Origin of the sequence: Agrobacterium sp. DSM 25558, from assembly GCF_900100825.1 — a bacterium.
Lineage (GTDB): Bacteria > Pseudomonadota > Alphaproteobacteria > Rhizobiales > Rhizobiaceae > Agrobacterium.
Genome location: NZ_FMUD01000016.1, coordinates 55,967 through 76,897, shown reverse-complemented (window position 1 = coordinate 76,897; position 20,931 = coordinate 55,967). Strand labels below are relative to the sequence as shown.

The following is a 20,931-nucleotide window of genomic DNA, read 5'->3' as shown; positions in this document are numbered from 1 at the left end:
AAATACGGAGCAGTGGCCGCTCAAGAGTCACTAGGCCCCTGGGCGACAGCATATTTCCCGCTCAATCCATTGACGGACTCTTCAAAGAGCATCTGCGAATAATCGTTATGTGTTACGCCACGTTGGAGGTCCTCTTTCGTCAATTCATCCACGAAAGCACCATCCTTCATCACCAGCACGCGGTCGCACATGTGGGCGATCACGGAAAGATCGTGGCTGACGAGCACGTAGGTCAATGTTCGCTGATCCCTCAAGTCGCACAGAAGATTGAGAACTTCTGCCTGTACTGAAACATCAAGCGCGGACGTCGGCTCATCCAAAAGCAAAATCGCAGGTTCCAACATCAAAGCCCTGGCAATCGCGACACGCTGGCGCTGCCCTCCAGAAAGCTGATGTGGAAAGCGCTCTGAGAAGCTGGTTGGCAGGCCAACCTGCTCCAATGCACCGGCAACTCTGTCCCAGCCAGCGCCCTTCTTCATGGCGCGAATGGGTTCTGCCAAAACTCTTTCAATCCGGTGACGCGGATGAATGGAGCCGTAGGGGTCTTGGAAAACCATCTGTGCCAGCAGTAATTGTTCCTTGCTACGTTCCCGATCAACTGGCGTTCCCGCAAGGGAGATCGTTCCCTGCCAGTGACGGTCCAACCCCGCTAAAGAGCGAAGTACAGTGGATTTTCCGCAACCCGATTCTCCAACGATGCCCAATGTCTCGCCCTTCTTTACGGAGAAGGACACCGATTTAACAACTTGCTTGCGAGCGTTGCCCTGAGCAAAAGACACCGACAGGTCCTTGACCTCAATCATGACAGGCTCCCTGCTGCATTTATGGCTTGGCGATCCAGAACTTGTAAACGGGAAACAGGATGTTTGGGATCTGGCATGGCGGCAATCAGCCCACGCGTGTAGGGATGCTTCGCTTCTTCAATGCTGCTCAGCGTTTCGATAACCTGTCCCTGATACATGACGAGAATTTTTTCGCAAAAGGATGCGACCATACGAATGTCGTGGCTGATGAGCAGAAGTGCCGAATTATTTTCCCGCACCAGTTCGTCGAGAAGCCTTAAGACATCGCCTCTAACGCTGACATCCAACGCCGATGTTGGCTCATCGGCGATGACAAGACGCGGCTTGGCCAGCAGCATCATTGCAATCATGACCCGTTGACCCATACCACCGGAAATCTGGTGCGGGTACAGCTCCATAGTGCGTTCAACATCTGCGATACGGACTTTTCCGAGCATTTCAGCGGCAAGTTCAAAAGCGCGTTTCTTGCCAATCTTCTGGTGCAGAAGGGCAGCCTCTGCCACTTGTTTGCCGACCTTAAGTACGGGATTGAGGGAGTAACGCGGGTCCTGCATAATCAATGCCATACGGTTGCCACGAAGACCGCGCATCGCTTTTTCACTGCGGCTGAGGAGTGGCACCGCTTCGAAATCGAGCGTTGTGGCCTCTACTCGGGCAGAGGGCGGCAAAAGCCGCATGATTGCGCGCCCGAGCGTAGATTTACCGGAGCCAGATTCACCAACAATGCCGACCCGTTCTGCGCCGAGATCAAAGCTCACATTTCGCACGGCCGGAACTTCTGCCCGCCCGAAACGGACCGATAAATCCCTGACCTTGAGAATGGTTTGACTATCGGGCATGGCGTGGATCCAAAATATCGCGAAGCGTATCTCCAACAAGGTTGAACGCTAGGCTGGTGACGAGAATGGCGATGCCTGGCATAACGGCAACCCACCAGTTATCGAGCATAAATTTGCGTCCGTTGGAGATCATCGCACCCCACTCGGGTTCCGGTGGTTGTGCTCCCAAACCAAGGAAACCAAGCGCTGCCGCCGTTAGAATGACGCCCGCCATGCTGAGAGTTAGCCGCACGACAACAGAGGGAATGCACATCGGTGCGATGTAGAGCAGTAGTAATCTGGTCCCCGACGCCCCATAAAGTCTGGCAGCAGCCACATAATCCGTGTTGCGTACAATCAGTGTTTCCGCGCGAGCCAATCGCGCAATGGGCGGCCATCCCGTTAAAGAAATGGCGATAATGGCGGTGTTGAGGCCAGCGCCGAGGGCCGCAGCGAAGGCGAGTGCGAGGATCAATGACGGAAAACTGAGGACGATGTCCGTTGCTCTCATCAAGAATGCATCGGTTCGCCCCCCCACAAAGCCTGCCACAATGCCAATCAAAAGGCCGATAGGGCCGACGATCAGCGAAACGGCGAGGACCGTCTGGATTGTAATGCGTGTACCATAGATCAGGCGAGAAAGAATATCGCGTCCGAACTCATCTGTTCCTGCCCAATGGGCGAGGCTCGGTGGTTGCAGAGCCTGCGACAGGTTTTGGCCGGTGGCACTGTAAGGCGCAATCCACGGGGCAAGAATGGCGACGATGACCAGCAAGAGCAGAACGGCAAAACCGAACATGCCCAGCGGTTCATCTGCCAGTTTTTTGAAAAAGCTCTTTAAGCTGCTAGTGGTCCGGCCAAGAGCACCCGATGCTTGGGGCCGTGCCGCCAGAATTTGACTAGTATTCATGTCGTGGCCTCTCTCGTGCGGGGATCGAAAACGAGATATGCTAGATCGGAAAGGAAATTCAGCATCATGAAGATCAATCCAATGATCAGCGTGCCTGCCAGAACGGCGTTCATGTCGCCGTTCATCAGGGCGTTGGTCATGTATTGACCGATGCCGGGCCATGAAAACACGATCTCGGTCACAACCGCACCTTCAAGCAAGCCGCCGTAGGAAATCGCCAAAACGGTTATGAGCTGCACGGCGATGTTCGGCAGAAGATGGCGCATGACAATACGCAGACTAGATGCTCCCTTGGCGCGTGCGGCTACCACGTAGTCCTGGTTCAATTGCTCCAGAGTGAAGCTGCGGGTCATGCGCGTGATGTAGGCCATAGCCGAGTAGGCAAGGATACAGGCGGGGAGAATGATATGGTGAACGGCGTTCCAGAACACCTCCGTGTCGCCAGCCATGAGACTGTCGATCAAAAGTAGGCCGGTTTTAGGCTCGACGAGGCCTTCGAGGTAGACATCCACGCGTCCCGGACTGCCAGCCCATTGAAGGCCTGCATAAAAAATTACCAAACCTACGATGCCGAACCAGAAAACTGGAATGGAATGCCCGACGAGCGAGATGACCCGCGTAAATTTGTCGAACCAGCTATCGCGAAAGAAAGCTGCTGTCATACCTAGCGGAACACCTAGCAGCGTCGATATGACAACCGCCAAAGTTGCGAGTTCCAATGTTGCTGGGAACGCATTCTTGAGATCTTCAGTGACAGGGTTGCCCGTCAGGATCGCTGTACCGAGATCTCCTTGAAAAAGGGAGATCATGTACAACCAGAACTGATGATAGAGCGGTAGATCCAGACCCAGCCGCTCCCGCATTGCCTGATAGGCCGTGGGATCGGCCAGTTCACCAACGATCGCACCAACCGGATCGGTCGGCAAGATGCGACCGATCACGAAGGTGACGACAAGCAGAACGAACAGGCTCAAAAGCAGATGCCCGATCCGTCTAGCAAGCTCTATGAGTGTAAACTCTTTCATGTGCGCAATGGCCTGATTATGGAGCGTCGGATTTCGTAACGCCTTCAATGCGGGTCAAAGACCATGGATGGCCGCTGTAACCCTTTAATCGGTTGCTCAAGACGATAGGCTCGAACCGTTCAAACATCGGCAAGACAGCAGGCTTGAGTTCGATGAACTTTTCTTGAATCTGTTTCACGAGCTCTATGCGTTTGGCGTCGTCTCTTTCGCTGTTTGCCTGCTCGCGTAGCGCATTCAGCTCAGGAATGTCCCAGGCAGAGCGCCAAACAAAGTTGCCAGCATTGTTGGCTTCTTTGGAGTTGTTGGGATTAGACGCAAAGTTATCCAGGGAACCCAGTGCAGTCGGCATGAACGAACCGGTTTGGGGGATAAGCAGATCGAAATTGCGCGCGCGGTGCGCGGCGACGATGTCGGCGCCGTTGCCCTGCTGGATATTGACCTTGATGCCGATCTCCGCAAGGTTGGCCTGAATGGCCGTGGCCATGTCCACCCTGGGCGTTTGCGAAATGGTTTTGAGTGTGACTGTGAAGCCATCTGGATATCCGGCGTCCGCCATAAGCTTCTTGGCTTTCTCGGGCTGGAAAGACCAGTCGGGGTTTGCTATCGCACCTGTCCAATCCTCTGGCACTGGGACGTTGCGGACGCGGCCGTAAGACCCCAGAATTGTCTCCGCTATGCCTTTGTAATCGATGCCGTAGGCAATTGCTTCACGCACCCCTGGCTTGGAAAAAGGCTCTGTGCCTGCATTCATCGCAAGAACGTAGTAGCCACCCGTCTTGACCTTATCGATGACAAAGCTGGCGTTGGTTTCGAACGTCCTGACATCCGCTGCGGTCAGGGCGCTCGCGATATCGATATCACCACGCTCGAGCATCAAACGGGCTGCCTGGCTTTCGGGAACGTGGCGCATGATGATACGACGCATGGTCGGTTTGCCGTCACGATAATCGTCATTTGCTTCGAGAAGAACGATATCATTGGGCGTCCAGCGACGAAGGACGTAAGGACCCGAGCCTGCGGTCTTGGTACGTAGCCACTCATTGCCATAATCGTTGTTGGTGACGTGCTTTTCGACTTCCACGCTGTCAACGACCGACGATACACCCATTGCGAGCCTATAGAGGAGCGCTTCAGGGATAACTTTGTCGGTCAGTTCGATCCGGAACGTCTTTTCGTCGGGAGCCGAAACAAGGCTTTCTATGTTGGCGGCGGTATAACCAGCCGTCTTGTAGTTGGTTGCTGCAGACTGATCGAGTTTCAAAAGCCGGACAATGGAAAACAGGACGTCCTTGGATGTTACCGGATTCCCCGAGGAGAATTTTGCTTCTTTCAGTTTGAAGGTGATGCCCTTGTCGTCAACCTGCCAGCTTTCCGCAAGTTGCGGTTTGATTTTGTTGCCGTCAGTTTGATCGGCAAAGACGAGCCGGTCGTAGGTGTTTGCCAATATTTCCTGTGTCTTCACTTCGGTGCCTTGCTGCGGGTCAAGTGAGAGCACTTGCGCCAGTGAGGTACCGATAACCAACTGATCGTTTGGGGTTGCTGCAACGGCCGCCGTGGAACTGGCAAGCGCGACTAAAAACGCTGCTGCAAAAACTCGATTTGAACAAACTACATTCATGGGTTTCTCCTCCAAGATAAACCATATCAACGTAGGACAGGTCATACGATGATTGCATTACATTTATGAGCTGTAACTGCATCTGGTATGATGTCTAAAGTTACGAACCGCATCTTCAACCCGAAGTGAACCCCAATATTGCGCGGCGCGCAAGTCGCGTTTGAATGTATTCGGCACCGACTTAACGCTTTGCGAGACGTCAAATGTGAGCTCCCTTAAAAAACGATACAATCGAAGAGAAAATTTAATATCTCTTTATAAACCCAAGGTAACATTAGTGATTTAACAAATCAGTTGCATTTTCAATGACAAGGCGGGCATGTCCTAAATGATCATCAACACCGTGCTGAAGCCCGCGTCTGATTGCAGCAATAAGGCGAGACCTCCTTTGGGGGAAATTCCGGACACTCAAAATTTTTGAACCTCGACAACCGATAAAAGAGGTATTATCTCTTTAGGCTAACTAGGAGGAATGACATGTATGTTGGGACGCAGCTTGCTGCCCGCGATGATGATGATTATCGGATTTGGTCGCAGCTTGGAGTTAATCACATCTGCGCGGACCCAGACGGCCCATTGGACAGTTGGGGTCTCGACGATCTTAAACGTTTGCGCGAAAAAGTAGAAAGCTTTGGTCTGACGCTGGATATGATCCAGCTTCCGTTGCCTTCAAGCCCAATCGAAACCGCTACATATCCAGATATTTTGCTGGCTGGTCCAAACCGCGATAGACAGATCGATGCGATCTGCAAACTTATTGAAAACCTTTCCGAAGCGGGTATTCCCGCAGCCAAGTACAATCTCAACCTTATTGGAATTCCCCGCACCCCCGATGAGTTGGGAAGAGGCGGCTCTAAGAATGCGTCCTTCCGATGGGACAAAACAGACCAGAACGCGGCGCCCGGCCAAGCTGGCGTTCTTTCGGAAGATGAAAACTGGGAACGGATTGACTATTTCTTAGAGCGGGTCGTGCCTGTCGCGGAAGCGAGCCGGGTTCGCCTAGCCTGCCATCCGCATGATCCCTACACGCCACCGGGTTATAAGGGCGTAACCCGGGTCCTGGGAACCGTGGACGGGCTGAAGAAATTCGTCACGATGCGAGAAAGCGCCTATCACGGACTGAATTTCTGCCAGGGAACGGTTGGTGAAATGCTCAAAAATCCCCGTGAAGAGATCGATGACGTCATTCGCTGGTTCGGCAACCGGAACAAAATTTTTAATCTTCATTTCCGCAACATTCGCGGCAAGAAGCTGTCGTTCATGGAAACCTTTCCCGATGAAGGCGACATGGATATGGCCCGGTCGCTGAAGGTCTATCGTGAGGTGGGTTACAAATACATGATCATGCCGGACCACGTACCCACCATCTCTGGTCGTGATCCACAAGGTGTCGCCTTTGCTTATTGCTATGGTTACACTGCGGCTCTGCTTCAAGCGCTCGATGCCTACGGGGCCTAAGTCGAGCTGAATCTCGCACCCATAACCCTGTGTGGGAAGAAATCGCTTGGAGCGCTGTGTATGGCGTGCTCCGAGCGTGACAATCAACATAGAACCGGCCGCACCTGGCCTTCAGGAATGACGCAATGTTCTCACACAAACGTGCCGATTTTGGACCAGACTTTGTTTTTGGAGTAGCAATGGCTGCCCATCAGATTGAGGGCGGACAGACAGACGGACGCGGCTCTTCGATCTGGGATACATTTTCTGCAACACCCGGAAATGTTAAACACGCAGATAACGGAACGATCGCTTGCGACCACTATAATCGTTGGGCAGAGGATCTCGACTTAATTCGTGATGGCGGATTTGATGCCTATCGTTTCTCCTTCGCCTGGTCTCGTCTCTTTCCCGAAGGAGCGGGTGTGCTCAACCGCGCGGGGTTCGATTTTTATGATCGCCTGATCGATGGCATGCTGGAACGCGGAATCAAGCCATTCGCTACGCTGTACCACTGGGATTTACCCAGCGCATTGCAGGATCGCGGTGGATGGATGAACCGCGATACAACCAAGGCTTTTGCCGACTATGCCGGGCAGGTCAGCCGCCATTTCGGCGACAGGCTGGAGAGTATCGCGACGTTCAATGAACCGTGGTGCATCACTGTTTTAAGCCATTTTCTTGGCATTCATGCGCCAGGCTATCGCGACGTGCGGGCGACCGCCAGAGCGATGCACCATGTTTTGCTCGCTCACGGCCTTGGCATCACCGCAATGCGTGAAGAGGGCATCAAGGACAAGCTAGGAATCGTCGTCAATATGGAGAAGGCCGAGCCCTTCAGCCAAAGCCCTCAAGACATCGAAGCGGCCGCTTTGGGAGACGACATTTTTAATCGCTTCTTCCTTGATGGTGCTGTGAAGGGGACCTACCCCGAACGTGTTACGAATATTCTTGAGCCCTATCTTCCTGCCAAGTGGCAAGACGACATGAAAGCAATGTGTCCGACAATCGATTGGATAGGCATAAATTATTACACACGCTCGCTCTACAAACACGATGATCGCGTGCCGGTTTTCCCATTCACGCAGTCCCGTGGCGACTTGGAAAAGAGCAATGTCGGTTGGGAAGTTTACCCGCAGGCGCTGACCGAGTTTCTCGTGCGTGCATCAAATGATTATCCGGGTCTGCCGATTTATGTGACCGAGAACGGCATGTCGGAAAACAACGAGAGCAAACGCATTGCGTTCTTCGACAGGCATTTTGGCGCCATCCGCGATGCGCAGGCTCAAGGTGCAGACGTACGTGGCCACATCGCATGGACCTTGATCGACAATTTTGAATGGGCTGAAGGCTATGAGCCCAAATTCGGTATTGTAGGCATGGACTCCGCGACCTTGGATCGATTGCCCAAGGAGAGTTACCACGCGTTCCAGAACATGCTGAAGGACGGCCCCCAATAGAGACGAGACACTCCAGCTTCGTCACAGCCCATCCGAAATACGGAGCAAAGCATGCGCGCGACAGGAACAGTGCATAACGCCTATGCGCTTGGCACCGTCCATGGCCGTCTTTATGGGGCGTTCATTGAACATCTAGGTCGCGCCATCTACACGGGCATCTATGAGCCCGTGCATCCGACCGCAAATGGTAACGGCATGCGGCAGGACGTTATCGATTTGGTGCGCGAACTGGATGCGCCAGTCGTCCGTTATCCCGGCGGTATTTCGTCGTCGGCGGAGCATTCGAAAAATAGAGGAGTGATGCAAATGCAAAAAGTTATGCTGATAGCTGCAGCCTGCCTGACTTTCTCAGGTGCTATGTTTACGACGACGTCGACATCGTCTGCGAAAACAATGGTTTACGTGTCTGCGGCAACCGATGGTCAGATCAATACCTACAGCATGAACGAGGAAACAGGTGCCCTGACGCCAGACGCGAATGTCAAGGCCGGCGCTTCTGTTATGCCAATGACAGTAAGTCCCGACGGCAAGCATCTTTACGCTGTTGTTCGTTCGCAGCCGTACCGTGTGCTTTCTTACGAAATCGACCCCTCAACGGGTGACTTGACAGAAAAAGCTGCGGCCGCGCTTCCCGATAGCATGCCCTATATTTCGGTTGAAAAATCAGGTCGTCTTTTGTTCTTTGCGTCCTATGGCGGCAACAAGATTGCATCTTTGCCGGTTGGCGCTGATGGCCTCGTTAAGGACGGTGCCATGCAAGTCATCCTGACAGGCCGAAACGCCCACTCGATCGTAAGTGACAAAACAGGAAAGTACGTGTTCGTTTCGAACCTCGGTTCCGATATGGTCCTGCAATATATTCTTAACGCCGAAACTGGCTTGTTGGAGCCCAACTCTCCCACCAGTGTCGCGACAAGGGCAGGACAGGGTCCACGTCACATCATTGTTTCACCCGACAACAAGTCTGTCTATGTCGTCACCGAACTAAGCGGTGAAGTCATCCACTACGCGCTCGAAGCAAACGGGACACTGACAGAGAAAGACGTGGTGGCAATTCTTTCGCCGGATGCTGGTCTCGAAAAGGGCGTCGCGCCTCCCGCACCGCCGGCATTCAATGCCCCGCCAAAACCAGCAACAGCGCCCGCCGTCGCCGGTGTCGCGCCGCCAGCAAAGATTTGGGCTGCCGATATCGGTGTGACGCCGGATGGACGGTTCCTCTATGCTTCGGAGCGTTCCACCAGCACGATTGCGATCTTCACCGTGGATTCGCAGACCGGCGCACTGAGGCATATGGGCACCATCGAAACCGAAAAGCAGCCGCGTGGCTTTCGCATCGATCCGACAGGGCGTTTCCTGATCGCATCCGGTGAGAAGTCGGAACAGCTTTCTGTTTATGGCATTGACCAGAAAGACGGATCACTGAAAAACGTCGGGCGATACCGGGTTGGCAAGGGCGCAAATTGGGTCGAGATTGTTCGTTTTCCATAAAAACCGGCGACGGCGCGCAAACTTGAAAACCACCCTGTGCCGATTGAACTAGCTTGTCCAATCCTCAAAGATGCGTTCATTCCATGTCCGGCTGAGGTGACGAGCAATATGCCGAGACCGCATCGCGAGGCAAGTTCGCCTCGGATAAAAAGAGAATTGAAGGTTTTCGCACGGTTCCTGAGGTGAAAGCGTGTTCCGAAACGATTACCTTCATGCTCAACACAGTTTCGGCGCAAGGTGATTTGTCAATTTACGCGCACGACATCGCAAATTCCGTGGGCTTAGTCCGTCAAGGCGTGTAACAGCCAGAAGCATATGTAAAATATGAAAAATCTGCGCACATAGCTTGTCCGCTGGTGTCGTTGGCCGCCATTCCTACGAATGCACCGGTGAAATTGGCATGTTCACCTTCTCCCCCTTCATCAGCAAGAGCGGAATGGTCCAGCAGCGGCCCAATCCGAATCCAGGCATCGTCTTTCCAATAAAAGAAGCGCGCGACGGCTTCCCGGACTTCTATCCGCATTTTCACAGGCCCCGGCGACACGGCAATCGCCTCGTCCAACGCTAGTATGGTTTTGCCCACAGGCCAGGCACCATTGCAATATAGGATATGAAGCGAACGGCCGACGTTTTCATCATGAGTTAGGCAGAGATAATGGTACGCAAAGCTGTTGTAGTAGGCAATCAGTCCTGCCATCTGGTGATAGCTCTGTGGATCAGCGTCAACTTCGGTTTCGGCATCGAAGTCAAAATGCGTCTGGCGCCGTGCGACAAGTGACTGCTCGTACCAAGAGCCGACAGATTCACGCCCGAACAGGCGCAAATAGCCTGGCCGCGCCGTGAGCGAAAACAGTCGGTCCGGATTGGGTGTCCGAAGCCATTGAAATGCGTCCGCAAGGCCGGTCTGCAGATCGAACGTGTAACGTCCATTCTCGGACAACGACTTCGGCTGCGTGTTGCTGGACATCAAAACCATATCCTGCGGAACGAAGGGTTCGCCTTGCAGCCGTAACCAGCCATCGTCGCCCCATATGCATTTCTGTATCGCGGTCTCGCGCCCAAGCACCGAACGGCCTATACCCGGAAGCGGTCGACTGCAAAGGTGAACGAGATAGGTGTCGCCATCCGGCGTTTCCACCAGATCGCCATGACCCGCCCGCTGGAGGTTGGCATCGGGGTGGAACCGGCTGGTGACGACATGGGTGTCTGGGTGAAGCTCGTATGGACCCGCAATCTCATTTGAGCGCGCCATTGTCACGGCATGTCGCATACCGGTGCCGCCTTCGGCGACGAGAAGATGATACCGCCTATCACGCCTGTACAGGTGAGGGCCTTCTGCGAGACCATGTGGCGAGCCGGCGAAAATATTACTGATCGGACCGATCAGTCGACCCTGCTCATGGTCGTACTCCTGCAGTAATATGCCGCCGAACTTCGAGGGACGGGCCCGGTAGTCCCAGGTGAGGTTCAACAGCCATTTACGGCCATCTTCGTCATGGAACAGCGAGGGGTCGAAGCCGGAGGAATTCAGATAGGTAGGCGTTGACCATGGACCGTCGATGGTTTCCGACGTTACCAGATAATTATGGCAGTCCTTGAATGAACCATTTTTGCGCTTGACGTCTGTGTAGATCAACCAGAAGCGACCATCTGCGTAGGTGAGGCAAGGTGCCCAGACGCCACAAGAATCCGGCACCCCACGGAGATCCAGTTGCTCGGCTCGGTCGAGCGGTCTTTTCACCAGTCGCCATTCGCGAAGATCGGTTGAACGATAGATCTGGACGCCTGGATACCATTCGAATGTCGAGACGGCTATGTAATAGTCGTTCCCAACCCGGCAAATCGAGGGATCGGGGTGGAAACCGGGCAAGATAGGGTTCTGAATCATAGTCTCACTCTAATTGCCATTGACGCATGTAGCGCCTGTTCAAAACCAGCTGACCTCTTTTCAGATCAGCCTTGCCATGTCTGCACAGGTTGAGCCCGGCGCCATTTTGCATTCTGGACGACGATCAAACGGTCGCGCCATTCATGTCCGCGGAGCCTGCGGTGAATCCGGCAGTCGACTGTCGCTTTCTGGATTGAGCGACATAGCCGCGACTGCCATCCATCAGCGTGCGCGTGTAGGGATGCTGCACCGTATTTTCGAGCAACTGCTGCCTTGTAGCAATCTCGACGAAACCACCGTTTTGCATCACCGCAACCCGGTCGCACAGATGGGCAACGACTGCTAGATCATGGCTGACGAGGATATAGGTGAGGTTTTCACGCTCCCTCAGATCCTTAAGCAGGTTGAGGATTTCCGCCTGTATCGAGACGTCGAGCGCGGAAGTCGGCTCGTCGAGAAGCAGGATACTCGGTTCGAGGATCAATGCGCGGGCAATCGCGACGCGTTGACGTTGTCCTCCCGACAACTGGTGCGGATATCGGTAGCGAAAATTGAGCGGTAGGCCGACATCTGTCAGGACCTTTTCGATGCGGTCTTGACGTCGGTCCTTGCCGTGGATTTCCAGTGGTTCGAGCAAGGTGCGACCAATCGTGTGTCGCGGGTGGATCGAACCGAACGGATCCTGAAAAACCAGTTGCTGCTTGGCAAGCTGCGCGTGGGTTCTTTTTTTGGTGATTGTCTCGCCATCGATCTCCATGAAGCCCGTCCACTGCTTGTTGCGACCTGCGAGCGCGCCGAGCACGGTGGATTTTCCGCAACCGCTCTCGCCGACCAGTCCGAAAGTTTCGCCTTTTGCGACCTCGAACGAAACGGCCTTCACCACTTTGATGAGGGTGTCGCCGCTGCCATACGATACGGCGAGATGGTCAATTTTGATCATAGTCATATCAGTTCTCCAGCCAGGCAGGATCGCGACGCAGCACTTCCAGCCTGTCACGTGGATGGTCTAGGCTCGGCAAAGCGTTGAGAAGGCCACGGGTGTAAGGGTGTTTGGCCTGGTCCAAATCGGCGGCGGCGATCGTTTCCACGATACGGCCCGCATACATGATGATCACTCTATCGCAGAAACTTCGGACAAGATTGAGGTCATGCGAGATGAAAATCAGACCTATGTTTCTCTCCGTTACGAGATCATCCAGGATCGACAGCACCTGCTGGCGAACCGTGACGTCAAGGGCTGAGGTCGGTTCGTCGGCAATGATCAGGGAAGGGGAGGCGATCAGCATCATGGAGATCATGATGCGCTGTCCCATGCCGCCAGAGACTTCATGCGGATAGAGATCAAAGACACGCTGCGGATCACGGATCTGAACACGTTCCAGCATGGAAAGTGTACGTTCGCGGGCTTCCTTTTTCGAGGCTCGTTCGTGCAGGATTACCGTTTCGGATATCTGCTCGCCAATGCTCATGACCGGATTGAGCGAATATTTCGGATCCTGAAGGATCATCGCGATGCGGCGACCGCGGATCGACAGCATCTCGCCTTCGGTGGCGCGAAGTAAGTCGAGGTCCTCAAACTGGAGGCGATCCGCCCTGACTGAGGCATTCGGTGGTTGCAGTCGCATAATGGCGCGGCCTGTCGTGCTCTTGCCCGATCCGGATTCGCCGATAATGCCGATCTTCTCGCGACCGACCGTGAACGAGACTTCCTGGACAGCCCTGACGGCACCTGAAAGCGATGGAAATTCGACCGACATCTTCTCGACGGTCAGGATAGTGTCTGTCGATTTATGCATTGCGGGGATCCATGATGTCACGCAGCCCGTCGCCGAGCAGATTGAAGGCAAGGCTAACGACCAGAATGGCAATCCCCGGTACTGTCGTCAGCCACCAGGCATCGAGCAGATACTGGCGGCCGGAGGCGGCCATCGAGCCCCATTCTGGAAGGGGTGGCTGTGCGCCGAGGCCGAGGAAGCCAAGCCCGGCAGCTGTTAGGATAATGCTCGACATGTTGAGCGTCAGGCGCACGATGACTGACGGCGCACAGAGTGGCACGATGTGACGCATTAGGATGCGGCCCATGCCAGCACCCTGCAATTCTGCCGCAACAACGAAGTCCGCGTGGCGAAAAGTCAAGGTCTCTGCGCGGGCAAGGCGGGCAATCGGCGGCCAGACCGTCAAAGCGATGGCGATCACCGCATTCTCAATGCCAGGACCGAGCGCTGCAGAGAATGCAAGTGCGAGAACGAGACTTGGGAAGGAGAGGAAGATGTCGGTGATACGCATCAGGACGACGTCCGCCCAGCCACCGAGATAGCCGGCGGTGGCACCGATCACGAAGCCGATTGGCCCCACGATGACAGTCACGAGAATGGCGATGTAAAGTGTGGTACGACCGCCATAGACGAGCCGAGCGAAAACGTCGCGTCCAAATTCGTCAGTGCCGAACCAGTGCGCCGCAGACGGAGCCTGCAGTGCCTTCATGAAGTCCTGAGCGATCGGATCCTGAAGCGGCATGAAAGGTGCCAGCGATGCCATGATGATTAGGAAGACGATAACGACGAATCCTGCCAGAGCAAGCGGATTGGCAACCAAGCTAAGCCAAGCGATATAGATGTTGTGTAGGCGGGCCTGACTCGAGGAACTGAATTCCTCATTGATCAGCCAGGTGTGGAGATTTGATAACGTACCTGATTTTGTCATGGTCTCACCGGGTCCTTGGATCAATAAAGCGATAGGCGATGTCTGACAGGAAGTTGATGGCGATCGAAATCAGCCCGATCAAGAACACGCTTCCGAGGACAGCATTCATGTCAGCAAAGAACAGGGCGGAGGTCAGGTATTGTCCGAGCCCCGGCCATGCGAACACAGTCTCGATCAGCACGGTTCCGTCGAGCAAGCCACAATAGGCGAGTGCGACGACGGTCAGAAGCTGCACACGGATGTTGCGGAAGGCGTGGCGCCAGATAATCGGTCGTTTGCCAAGACCCTTGGCGCGGGCCGTAAGAATATATTCCTGGTGAAGCTGTTCCAGCATGAAGCTGCGTGTCATGCGGCTGAGATAGGCCATCGCCGCGTAACCAAGGATCAGGGCCGGAGCGATGAGGTGGTGCAGCGCGCTCCAGAACACATCCCAATGCCCCTCCAACAGGCTGTCGATCAGTACGGAATTCGTCCGCGCCTCGACAATACCTTCGTTATAAACATAGATCCGGCCACCAGGCGGGATAACGCCAAGTTGCGCATAAAACAGCAGGATCACAATCGTGCCGAGCCAGAAGATGGGCGTCGAATATCCGAGCAGTCCCACGACGCGGGCAACATGGTCGACCCATGTTCCCTTGCGGACCGCAGCGATCACGCCGAGCGGAACACCAAGACCCGCGCCGATCAATGTCGCAAGTGTCGCTAGCTCTAGAGTGGCGGGAAACACTCGGGCAAGATCGTTAACCACGGGCTGCTTGGTAATATTCGACTGACCAAAATCCAGCTGTACGGCGTTGCCGAGATAGTTCGCAAACTGCACGTAGATTGGTTGGTCAAGACCCATTTCCTTATAGACACGGTCATATGTCGCCTGGTCTGCCTGATCGCCAATGGCAGCTATCACGGGATCGGCAGGCACCATGCGTCCAACGACGAAGGTAATGACGAGCAGACCGAGCAATGTCGTCAGGATCACGATTGCCGAAGTGGCGACTTTGCGTGCTGCCTTGAAAAGCGAATGGCTCGGAACTGGAGTAGATGTGGTCTGTGAGATACTCATTGCACTGTCCTTGGTTCGCAAATCATTCGCTTTTGGAAACGGTGTCCCAGCGTGTCAGCCATGTCGGATGTCCGATATAACCCTTCACTTCCGTGCGGACGGCTTTGGGATCGGTACGTTGGAATGACGTGACAAGAGCTGGTGAGGCGCGCAGATAGGCTTCGTTAATCCGTACATACAATTGTTTGCGCTTTTCCGGATCGATCTCGTGGGCAGCCGCAATTACCATGTCCTGTATGTCTTTTGGTACATCCCAGGCGGTGCGCCAGGCGACGAGCCCGGCGAGTTTGGCTGCATCGGAATTGTCTGCATTCGTGGCGTATGATTGAAGAACTGCATGCGGGTCGGGCAGACGATCGCCGGTGCGTGACGAAAACAGCTCGAATTGCCGTGACCTGAATTTGCCGATCTGGTCACCGATCTGCAGATCGAGTTTGATCCCAGCCTTGGCGGCATTATTCTGAAGCGATATTCCGACTTCCGATTCCGGCGTTCCGGGTTGAGCGAAATAGACTTTTGAAAAGCCGTTGGGATAGCCCGCTTCCGTGAGCAGTTGTTTTGCCTTGTCGATGTCCAGTTTGTAGGGATTGTCAGCCATTGCACCCGGCAGGCCAGCCGGGATGATCGATTGCTGCTTGGTGCCGTAGTATTTCATGACGGTGCTGCTGAGGCCGTCATAATCGATCAGATAGCGAAAAGCCTCGCGAACCTTCGGGTTGGAAAGTATCTCGTCCTTTTGGTTCAGTGCCAGATAGTAAAAGCCAAATCCGGGTACCTTCTGGACCGACACTTTGCCGTCAGCTTCAAGCCCTGAAAGGTCCGTCGACGATAATCGCGTCGCGACGTCTACGTCACCCGCATCGATCTGAAGCCGCTGCGCTGAAGATTCAGGGATATGGCTCATGAACACCCGCCGCATGGCAGGCATGCCTTTCCAGTAGTCCTTAAATGCATCGGCGATCAGAAGTTGATTGGAGCGCCAAGTGGTCAGGGAATATGGGCCTGAACCCGCGTCCTGGGTCTGGAGGTAGTTGCGCGCCCAGTCACCGTTTTTTTCCCTGCTTGCCAGATACACGCTGTCGACGATCGACGTAGAGAAGCTGGCCAGAGAATACAGAATGAGGTTGGGGTTCCAGACTTCCGGTGTCTGCAGCACTAGCGTTTGGTCATCCGTCGCACGGATCAAAGCATCGACATTTTTTGCCGAAAACCCCCATTGGCGAAGGTCGGTCGACGGTGCCAGCCCAAGTTTCACAAGCCGGTGCAAAGACCACTCAACATCTTTCGAAGTTAGCGGATTGCCGGAATGAAACCGCACCCCCTGCCGGATCTTGAAAGTGAATGTCTTCCCATCTTCAGACACCGTCCAGCTTTCCGCAAGCGACGGCTTTGGTACTGTAATATTGTCGGCCGGCAGCTCGATAAGCCGATCATAGAGATTGGCGACGACCTCAGCAGCCTCGAGCTGGTTGATCTCATGCGGATCAAGACCGCGCATCGTCGTCATCATGATGGCGATGACAAGTTGATCCGATGGGGTTTTTGCGAATGCAGGAATGCCGCAGGATGCGATCATCGCAGAGCTTACGATGGCAACAATATTACGTTTCAACATGGTTTTCTCCCAAGGCTCCTCAACCTCGTTTCTAGAAATTTGTTATCGACAAGGACATCAAATCTGATATACCAGATCTCATATTAATCTCGTCACGTCAACGGATTTTGGGAAATGATCAATCGCTCGGACACACCCGCCGGTGGCGCGGGATTTGAAAAGATCGACGCCAGCTTCAATGTCACCGTACGGGACCACGTCCATCGGATGATGCGTGCAGCCATAATTTCCGGGCGTTTTGCAACCGGCGAAAAAGTCAACGAGCGAAGCCTCGCTGAACAGTTCGGAGTCAGTACTACGCCCATCAAGGAAGCCCTTCGGCAGCTGGAAACCGAAGGCTTGGTTGAAGCCCTGCCGCGGCGCGGCGTGGTCATACGGTTCGCAAGCAGTTGGGCAGAGGAAATGATCCTCGCGCGCGCTGCGCTGGAATCGATGATTGCCCATCTCGCTGCAAAGCGCATCGACAAGAAGGCGGGTGTCGAACTCGTTGCGACCGCCAATCTAATGCGCAAGGCAACGACGTCGGGCGACGCCGACAGTCTGATCGCGCTCAACGAGACCTTCCACGATCTTATCCATAGGAGTTCGCTGTGCGGCTATCTATCCAAGCTGATCGAACGCCAGCAATTTTATGATGCGAGCATCCGTCGCGTCATCCACCTTGATCCGTCGGAGCGCCAGAAGGCGCTCGAGGAGCATGTCACCATCGCCGACGCCATCGTCGCCGGGGATGCGGACAGGGCGGAGCGCTCAATGCGCGACCATGTCGTGCGTTCGGGCCAAACTTACCTGTCCATCGTATTTGGAAAAAAGAAGGATAGTGAGCGTGACTGACAAACTACAGGCTGTAAGAATGGCCCTTTCCGGGATCTCAGGCGTTCCCGTGACACCATACGCGAGCGACGGCTCGATTGATGTACAGAAGCTGGAATGGCTAATCAAAAGACTTGCCGCAGCTAATGTCCACAACCTCATGGCGGCCGGCAATACCGGTGAGTTTTTTACGCTTACGATGGACGAGATCCGTCTTGTGCACAATACGACGATCAAGGCTGCCGACGGCAATGCTCTTGTCAGTGCGGCCGTCGGCCGGTCGCTGACCGATGCAAAGGCGCTGGCACGCGACGCCATCGCCGCAGGTGCCGACGCGATCATGGGGCATCATCCCATGGATCCCTTTGCCGGACCGGCTTATCAGGCGGCCTATTTTCTAGAGCTGGCGGAATTTTGCACGATTCCAGTTATTGCCTACGTGCGCAGCGACGGCTTCTCCGTAGATGATTTCCGCAAACTGGCGCTACACCCTAATATTGCCGGTATCAAATTCGCCTCGCCCAATCTTATGCTTTTGGCCGAAGTGATCCGCGCGACCCATGACGCACCGGCGATCTGGGTTTGCGGACTTGCCGAAGGTTGGGCACCGGCATTTTACGCTATGGGCGCACGCGGGTTCACCTCGGGGCTCGTCAACGTATTTCCCGAGCGTTCGCACGCTATCCATACGGCTCTCGAGTCAGGAGATTATGCGGCGGCGCGCGGCCTAATCGATGGAATTGCCCAGTTCGAAGCGTTGCGCACGAAATACAATAATGGTGCCAACGTCACCGTCGTCAAGGAGGCGCTCGGCATGCTTGGGACAGACGTCGGCCCTGTGCGCGTACCAGGCGTGGTCGAACTGAACGTCGCTGAGCGTGAGATCCTGCGCGAAGTCGTGGACCGCGTTCGCTCCGACGCAAACGGTGCTTGAGGGAGAATTTTTAGTGCATATCACTGGCATCAAGACCTACATGCAGCGCGTGGACGAGCGGCCGCGACTGCTTCTCAAGATCGAGACGAGCGAGGGCATCAGCGGCTGGGGCGAATGTTACAATCATGGCCCTGACTGGTCGCTGCCACCACTTCTCGACTACTTGTTTCACCAGATCGAAGGCGAAGATCCGCGCCGTGTCGAATATCTCGTCCTCAAGCTCAATCAACAATGCCGGTTTCCTCCCGGAGCTCTGGGCCTTGCCGCAATTTCCGCGATCGACCATGCGTTGTGGGACATTGCTGGCAAGGCTGCGGGTCTGCCGGTATACATGCTGTTGGGTGGCAGCGTCCGTGACCGCGTGCGCGTCTACTGTGGCGTCTATACTGCGCCTGATGCAGAACACGCGCTCGATCAGACGCTGAAGCTCAACGAAGATTACGGTTACACGGCGTTCAAGCTCAGCCCGTATCGCCGTGATCTGCATACGGGCAGGTGGGGCGAATTGGTCAAGGAGACCGGCGACTGGTTTGGCAGAATACGCGAGATCACCCCCTCGCATTTCGAATTTGCCTTCGACGCGCATGCCAAGATCTTCGAACCTTACAAGGCCGTCCAGCTGGCTGCGGCGATCGCCCCGAACGACCCGCTTTTCTACGAGGAGCCTATTCGCCCTGAGCACATTCCAGCATGGCGAGAATTGAAGTCGAAGGTCAACGTGCCGCTCGCTACAGGTGAGTCTCTCTACAACCGCTTCGAATTCCTGTCGCTGCTGTCGGCGCAGGGTGCCGATATCATCCAACCAGACATCTGCGTTGTGGGAGGTGTCTGCGAAATGCGACGAATCGCAACGCTTGCTGAAGCGCATTATGTCACCGTCGCACCGCACAATCCGATGGGTCCGCTGGCGACCGCAGTCAATATCCATTTTTGCGCTGCCCAACCGAATTTTCAGATCCTGGAGTTCAAGCCGCATGTTCACGCGCCTTGGGCACTCGATCCTTACATGCCGGTAGATGGACACATGGAGTTACGGCCCGACCGTCCAGGGTGGGGGATCGAGATTGACGAAAAAGCTTTGCTGACGGACGACTACATCCATTGGCAACGCAAAATCACGAACAAACCGGATGGATCTACAGCCTATCCCTGAATGTGAAATTTGCGGTATGCCAACGCTCGTCGTAATCAAACAATCATGAGGTGCAAGCCTTATGATTGGTTGAAACCTCGCAGTGTGCGTGAGGAGCCGCCGTCACGCCCGTCCCGAAGGTACAATGTGAACGCCCAGATACCACCAATCGAATGGTATTGCGGCACGAATTCTCCACTTTAGGGTTGGTTCGGGTAAGAAGTTGGCCGTTCGATTTCGTATCCAGCAGCTTGCCAATTCAGACATACCGTTCATTCGGTGCCCCCACGCTCTGGATTTAAGCGGGAAATGGTTCCAAGGCTCTGACTGGATTAGCCATCCAACTCCTTGTTGACCCTTTCTCTCGATCAGACACTTCCTGCACGCGAACCAGATCGTATGCCTTGCAGATCTTTGTAGCCCTCTGAACGTGCAGCTCGCGGCTCTCATCGATGTCGAACGATTGGGCCACGTCGGAGTGAAAATTCACATTCGCCGCTTTATCAGCCGCATATGCTCGATGATATGCCGGCCCGACCCCTCAACATGTTGGGCAATTATTGCCGCTGCGCCATCGGCATCTTGGCTCTCGATGCTCTTAAGTAAGCCGCGATGCTCGTTTATCACGCTTGTCTGACGGCTCAGTGAGGTCGGGAACTGGCGGCTGATGGCGGAAAGGATTTCTCGGTGTCGCCACCATAAGTCGACCGCGTGGCGATTGTAGTGACGATCGTACATGACCTGATGGAATGCCATGTCTAGTTTTGAATGGGCATACGGATCGGCGAAATTCAAAATCTCCATCTGCGCCTGCAAATCTTCCAGGGCGTTGAGATCAGCCTTGGTTGCAAGGCCCACGAACCAACGCGTCAGGGCTGGCTCGATCAGAACCTCGATCTCAAAAATATCGCGTACGAAAGTTTCGTCTATCGCCCGCACACGCGCGCCGCGGTTTGGCATCATGACGACAAATCCCTCGCCACGAAGTTGCTGTAACGCCTCCCTTACGGGATTGGTCGAGGTTCCCATCCGTTCAGCAAGTTCGGAAACTTTTAGCCGTTCATTTGCGACGAACCGGCCCTGAATGATGTCGTCACGGATCCGCTCATAGATCGAGGCTTCGCCAAGATCTGCGTCCTCCGTTGACCGCTGTAGTTGGACAAGTGTGCTCATGGCAAGTTTCTAGCCGAAAACACAGGTGCATGCCAAGTGCGAAATATACCA

General features: G+C 54.6%; 18 protein-coding genes. 6 read left to right on the top strand and 12 right to left on the bottom strand.

Annotated elements, in window-relative coordinates:
• Positions 1 to 20: 20 nt before the first annotated feature.
• From DSM25558_RS14950 to DSM25558_RS14930, 5 genes are read right to left on the bottom strand one after another with little or no spacing between them, the layout of a single operon-like run.
• On the bottom strand, positions 21 to 803 hold the full coding sequence (locus DSM25558_RS14950) for an ABC transporter ATP-binding protein (RefSeq protein WP_077105529.1): 783 nt from the start codon (positions 801 to 803) through the stop codon (positions 21 to 23).
• Positions 800 to 1,642 (bottom strand): ABC transporter ATP-binding protein, encoded by an 843-nt coding sequence (locus tag DSM25558_RS14945; protein WP_077105528.1) that lies wholly within the window; start codon positions 1,640 to 1,642, stop codon positions 800 to 802. The genes DSM25558_RS14950 and DSM25558_RS14945 overlap by 4 nt, the downstream gene beginning before the upstream one ends.
• Positions 1,632 to 2,513 carry an ABC transporter permease gene (locus DSM25558_RS14940; protein ID WP_371480038.1) on the bottom strand — a complete coding sequence of 294 codons (882 nt, stop codon included), beginning with the start codon at positions 2,511 to 2,513 and terminating at the stop codon, positions 1,632 to 1,634. The genes DSM25558_RS14945 and DSM25558_RS14940 overlap by 11 nt, the downstream gene beginning before the upstream one ends.
• Positions 2,514 to 2,527: 14 nt before the next feature.
• Entirely contained in the window at positions 2,528 to 3,556 is a 1,029-nt protein-coding gene (locus tag DSM25558_RS14935) for an ABC transporter permease (RefSeq protein ID WP_077105526.1), read from the bottom strand.
• A 16-nt stretch (positions 3,557 to 3,572) separates the two neighbouring features.
• A complete protein-coding gene (locus DSM25558_RS14930) occupies positions 3,573 to 5,174 on the bottom strand; it encodes an ABC transporter substrate-binding protein (RefSeq protein ID WP_077105525.1) in 1,602 nt (533 codons plus the stop codon).
• Positions 5,175 to 5,651: 477 nt separating this feature from the next.
• On the opposite strand from DSM25558_RS14930, the gene DSM25558_RS14925 reads away from it, so the two are divergent.
• The 3 genes from DSM25558_RS14925 (at position 5,652) to DSM25558_RS14915 (ending at position 9,559) form a co-directional block, all read left to right on the top strand.
• On the top strand, positions 5,652 to 6,632 hold the full coding sequence (locus tag DSM25558_RS14925; protein ID WP_077105524.1) for a mannonate dehydratase: 981 nt from the start codon (positions 5,652 to 5,654) through the stop codon (positions 6,630 to 6,632).
• A gap of 125 nt (positions 6,633 to 6,757) precedes the next feature.
• Positions 6,758 to 8,071 carry a GH1 family beta-glucosidase gene (locus DSM25558_RS14920; protein WP_077105523.1) on the top strand — a complete coding sequence of 438 codons (1,314 nt, stop codon included), beginning with the start codon at positions 6,758 to 6,760 and terminating at the stop codon, positions 8,069 to 8,071.
• Between the two features lie 51 nt (positions 8,072 to 8,122).
• On the top strand, positions 8,123 to 9,559 hold the full coding sequence (locus DSM25558_RS14915; RefSeq protein ID WP_244554209.1) for a lactonase family protein: 1,437 nt from the start codon (positions 8,123 to 8,125) through the stop codon (positions 9,557 to 9,559).
• 289 nt (positions 9,560 to 9,848) lie between these two features.
• Here DSM25558_RS14915 and DSM25558_RS14910 read toward each other — a convergent pair whose 3' ends face one another.
• The 6 genes from DSM25558_RS14910 to DSM25558_RS14885 form a co-directional block, all read right to left on the bottom strand.
• The gene (locus DSM25558_RS14910; RefSeq protein WP_077105522.1) at positions 9,849 to 11,447 is read right to left on the bottom strand and encodes a glycoside hydrolase family 43 protein; all 1,599 of its coding nucleotides are present in this window, start codon (positions 11,445 to 11,447) and stop codon (positions 9,849 to 9,851) included.
• 124 nt (positions 11,448 to 11,571) lie between these two features.
• The gene (locus tag DSM25558_RS14905) at positions 11,572 to 12,387 is read right to left on the bottom strand and encodes an ABC transporter ATP-binding protein (protein ID WP_200800760.1); all 816 of its coding nucleotides are present in this window, start codon (positions 12,385 to 12,387) and stop codon (positions 11,572 to 11,574) included.
• Positions 12,388 to 12,394: 7 nt separating this feature from the next.
• Positions 12,395 to 13,204 carry an ABC transporter ATP-binding protein gene (locus DSM25558_RS14900; protein WP_244554211.1) on the bottom strand — a complete coding sequence of 270 codons (810 nt, stop codon included), beginning with the start codon at positions 13,202 to 13,204 and terminating at the stop codon, positions 12,395 to 12,397.
• Positions 13,205 to 13,235: 31 nt separating this feature from the next.
• Entirely contained in the window at positions 13,236 to 14,150 is a 915-nt protein-coding gene (locus tag DSM25558_RS14895; protein ID WP_077105519.1) for an ABC transporter permease, read from the bottom strand.
• 4 nt (positions 14,151 to 14,154) lie between these two features.
• The gene (locus DSM25558_RS14890; RefSeq protein ID WP_077105518.1) at positions 14,155 to 15,213 is read right to left on the bottom strand and encodes an ABC transporter permease; all 1,059 of its coding nucleotides are present in this window, start codon (positions 15,211 to 15,213) and stop codon (positions 14,155 to 14,157) included.
• Between the two features lie 22 nt (positions 15,214 to 15,235).
• Positions 15,236 to 16,828 carry an ABC transporter substrate-binding protein gene (locus tag DSM25558_RS14885; protein ID WP_077105517.1) on the bottom strand — a complete coding sequence of 531 codons (1,593 nt, stop codon included), beginning with the start codon at positions 16,826 to 16,828 and terminating at the stop codon, positions 15,236 to 15,238.
• A gap of 114 nt (positions 16,829 to 16,942) precedes the next feature.
• Between DSM25558_RS14885 and DSM25558_RS14880 the strand changes: the two genes are divergently transcribed.
• Genes DSM25558_RS14880 through DSM25558_RS14870 form a run of 3 tightly spaced genes read left to right on the top strand, consistent with a single transcriptional unit; the run spans position 16,943 to position 19,728 of the window.
• On the top strand, positions 16,943 to 17,662 hold the full coding sequence (locus DSM25558_RS14880) for a GntR family transcriptional regulator (protein ID WP_077105516.1): 720 nt from the start codon (positions 16,943 to 16,945) through the stop codon (positions 17,660 to 17,662).
• 19 nt (positions 17,663 to 17,681) lie between these two features.
• Entirely contained in the window at positions 17,682 to 18,575 is an 894-nt protein-coding gene (locus DSM25558_RS14875; protein WP_077105515.1) for a dihydrodipicolinate synthase family protein, read from the top strand.
• Between the two features lie 13 nt (positions 18,576 to 18,588).
• Complete coding sequence (locus tag DSM25558_RS14870) at positions 18,589 to 19,728, top strand: mandelate racemase/muconate lactonizing enzyme family protein (protein WP_077105514.1); 1,140 nt, start codon at positions 18,589 to 18,591, stop codon at positions 19,726 to 19,728.
• Positions 19,729 to 20,193: 465 nt separating this feature from the next.
• On the opposite strand, the gene DSM25558_RS14865 is transcribed toward DSM25558_RS14870, so the two are convergent.
• On the bottom strand, positions 20,194 to 20,880 hold the full coding sequence (locus tag DSM25558_RS14865; protein WP_077105513.1) for a GntR family transcriptional regulator: 687 nt from the start codon (positions 20,878 to 20,880) through the stop codon (positions 20,194 to 20,196).
• Positions 20,881 to 20,931 lie beyond the last annotated feature (51 nt).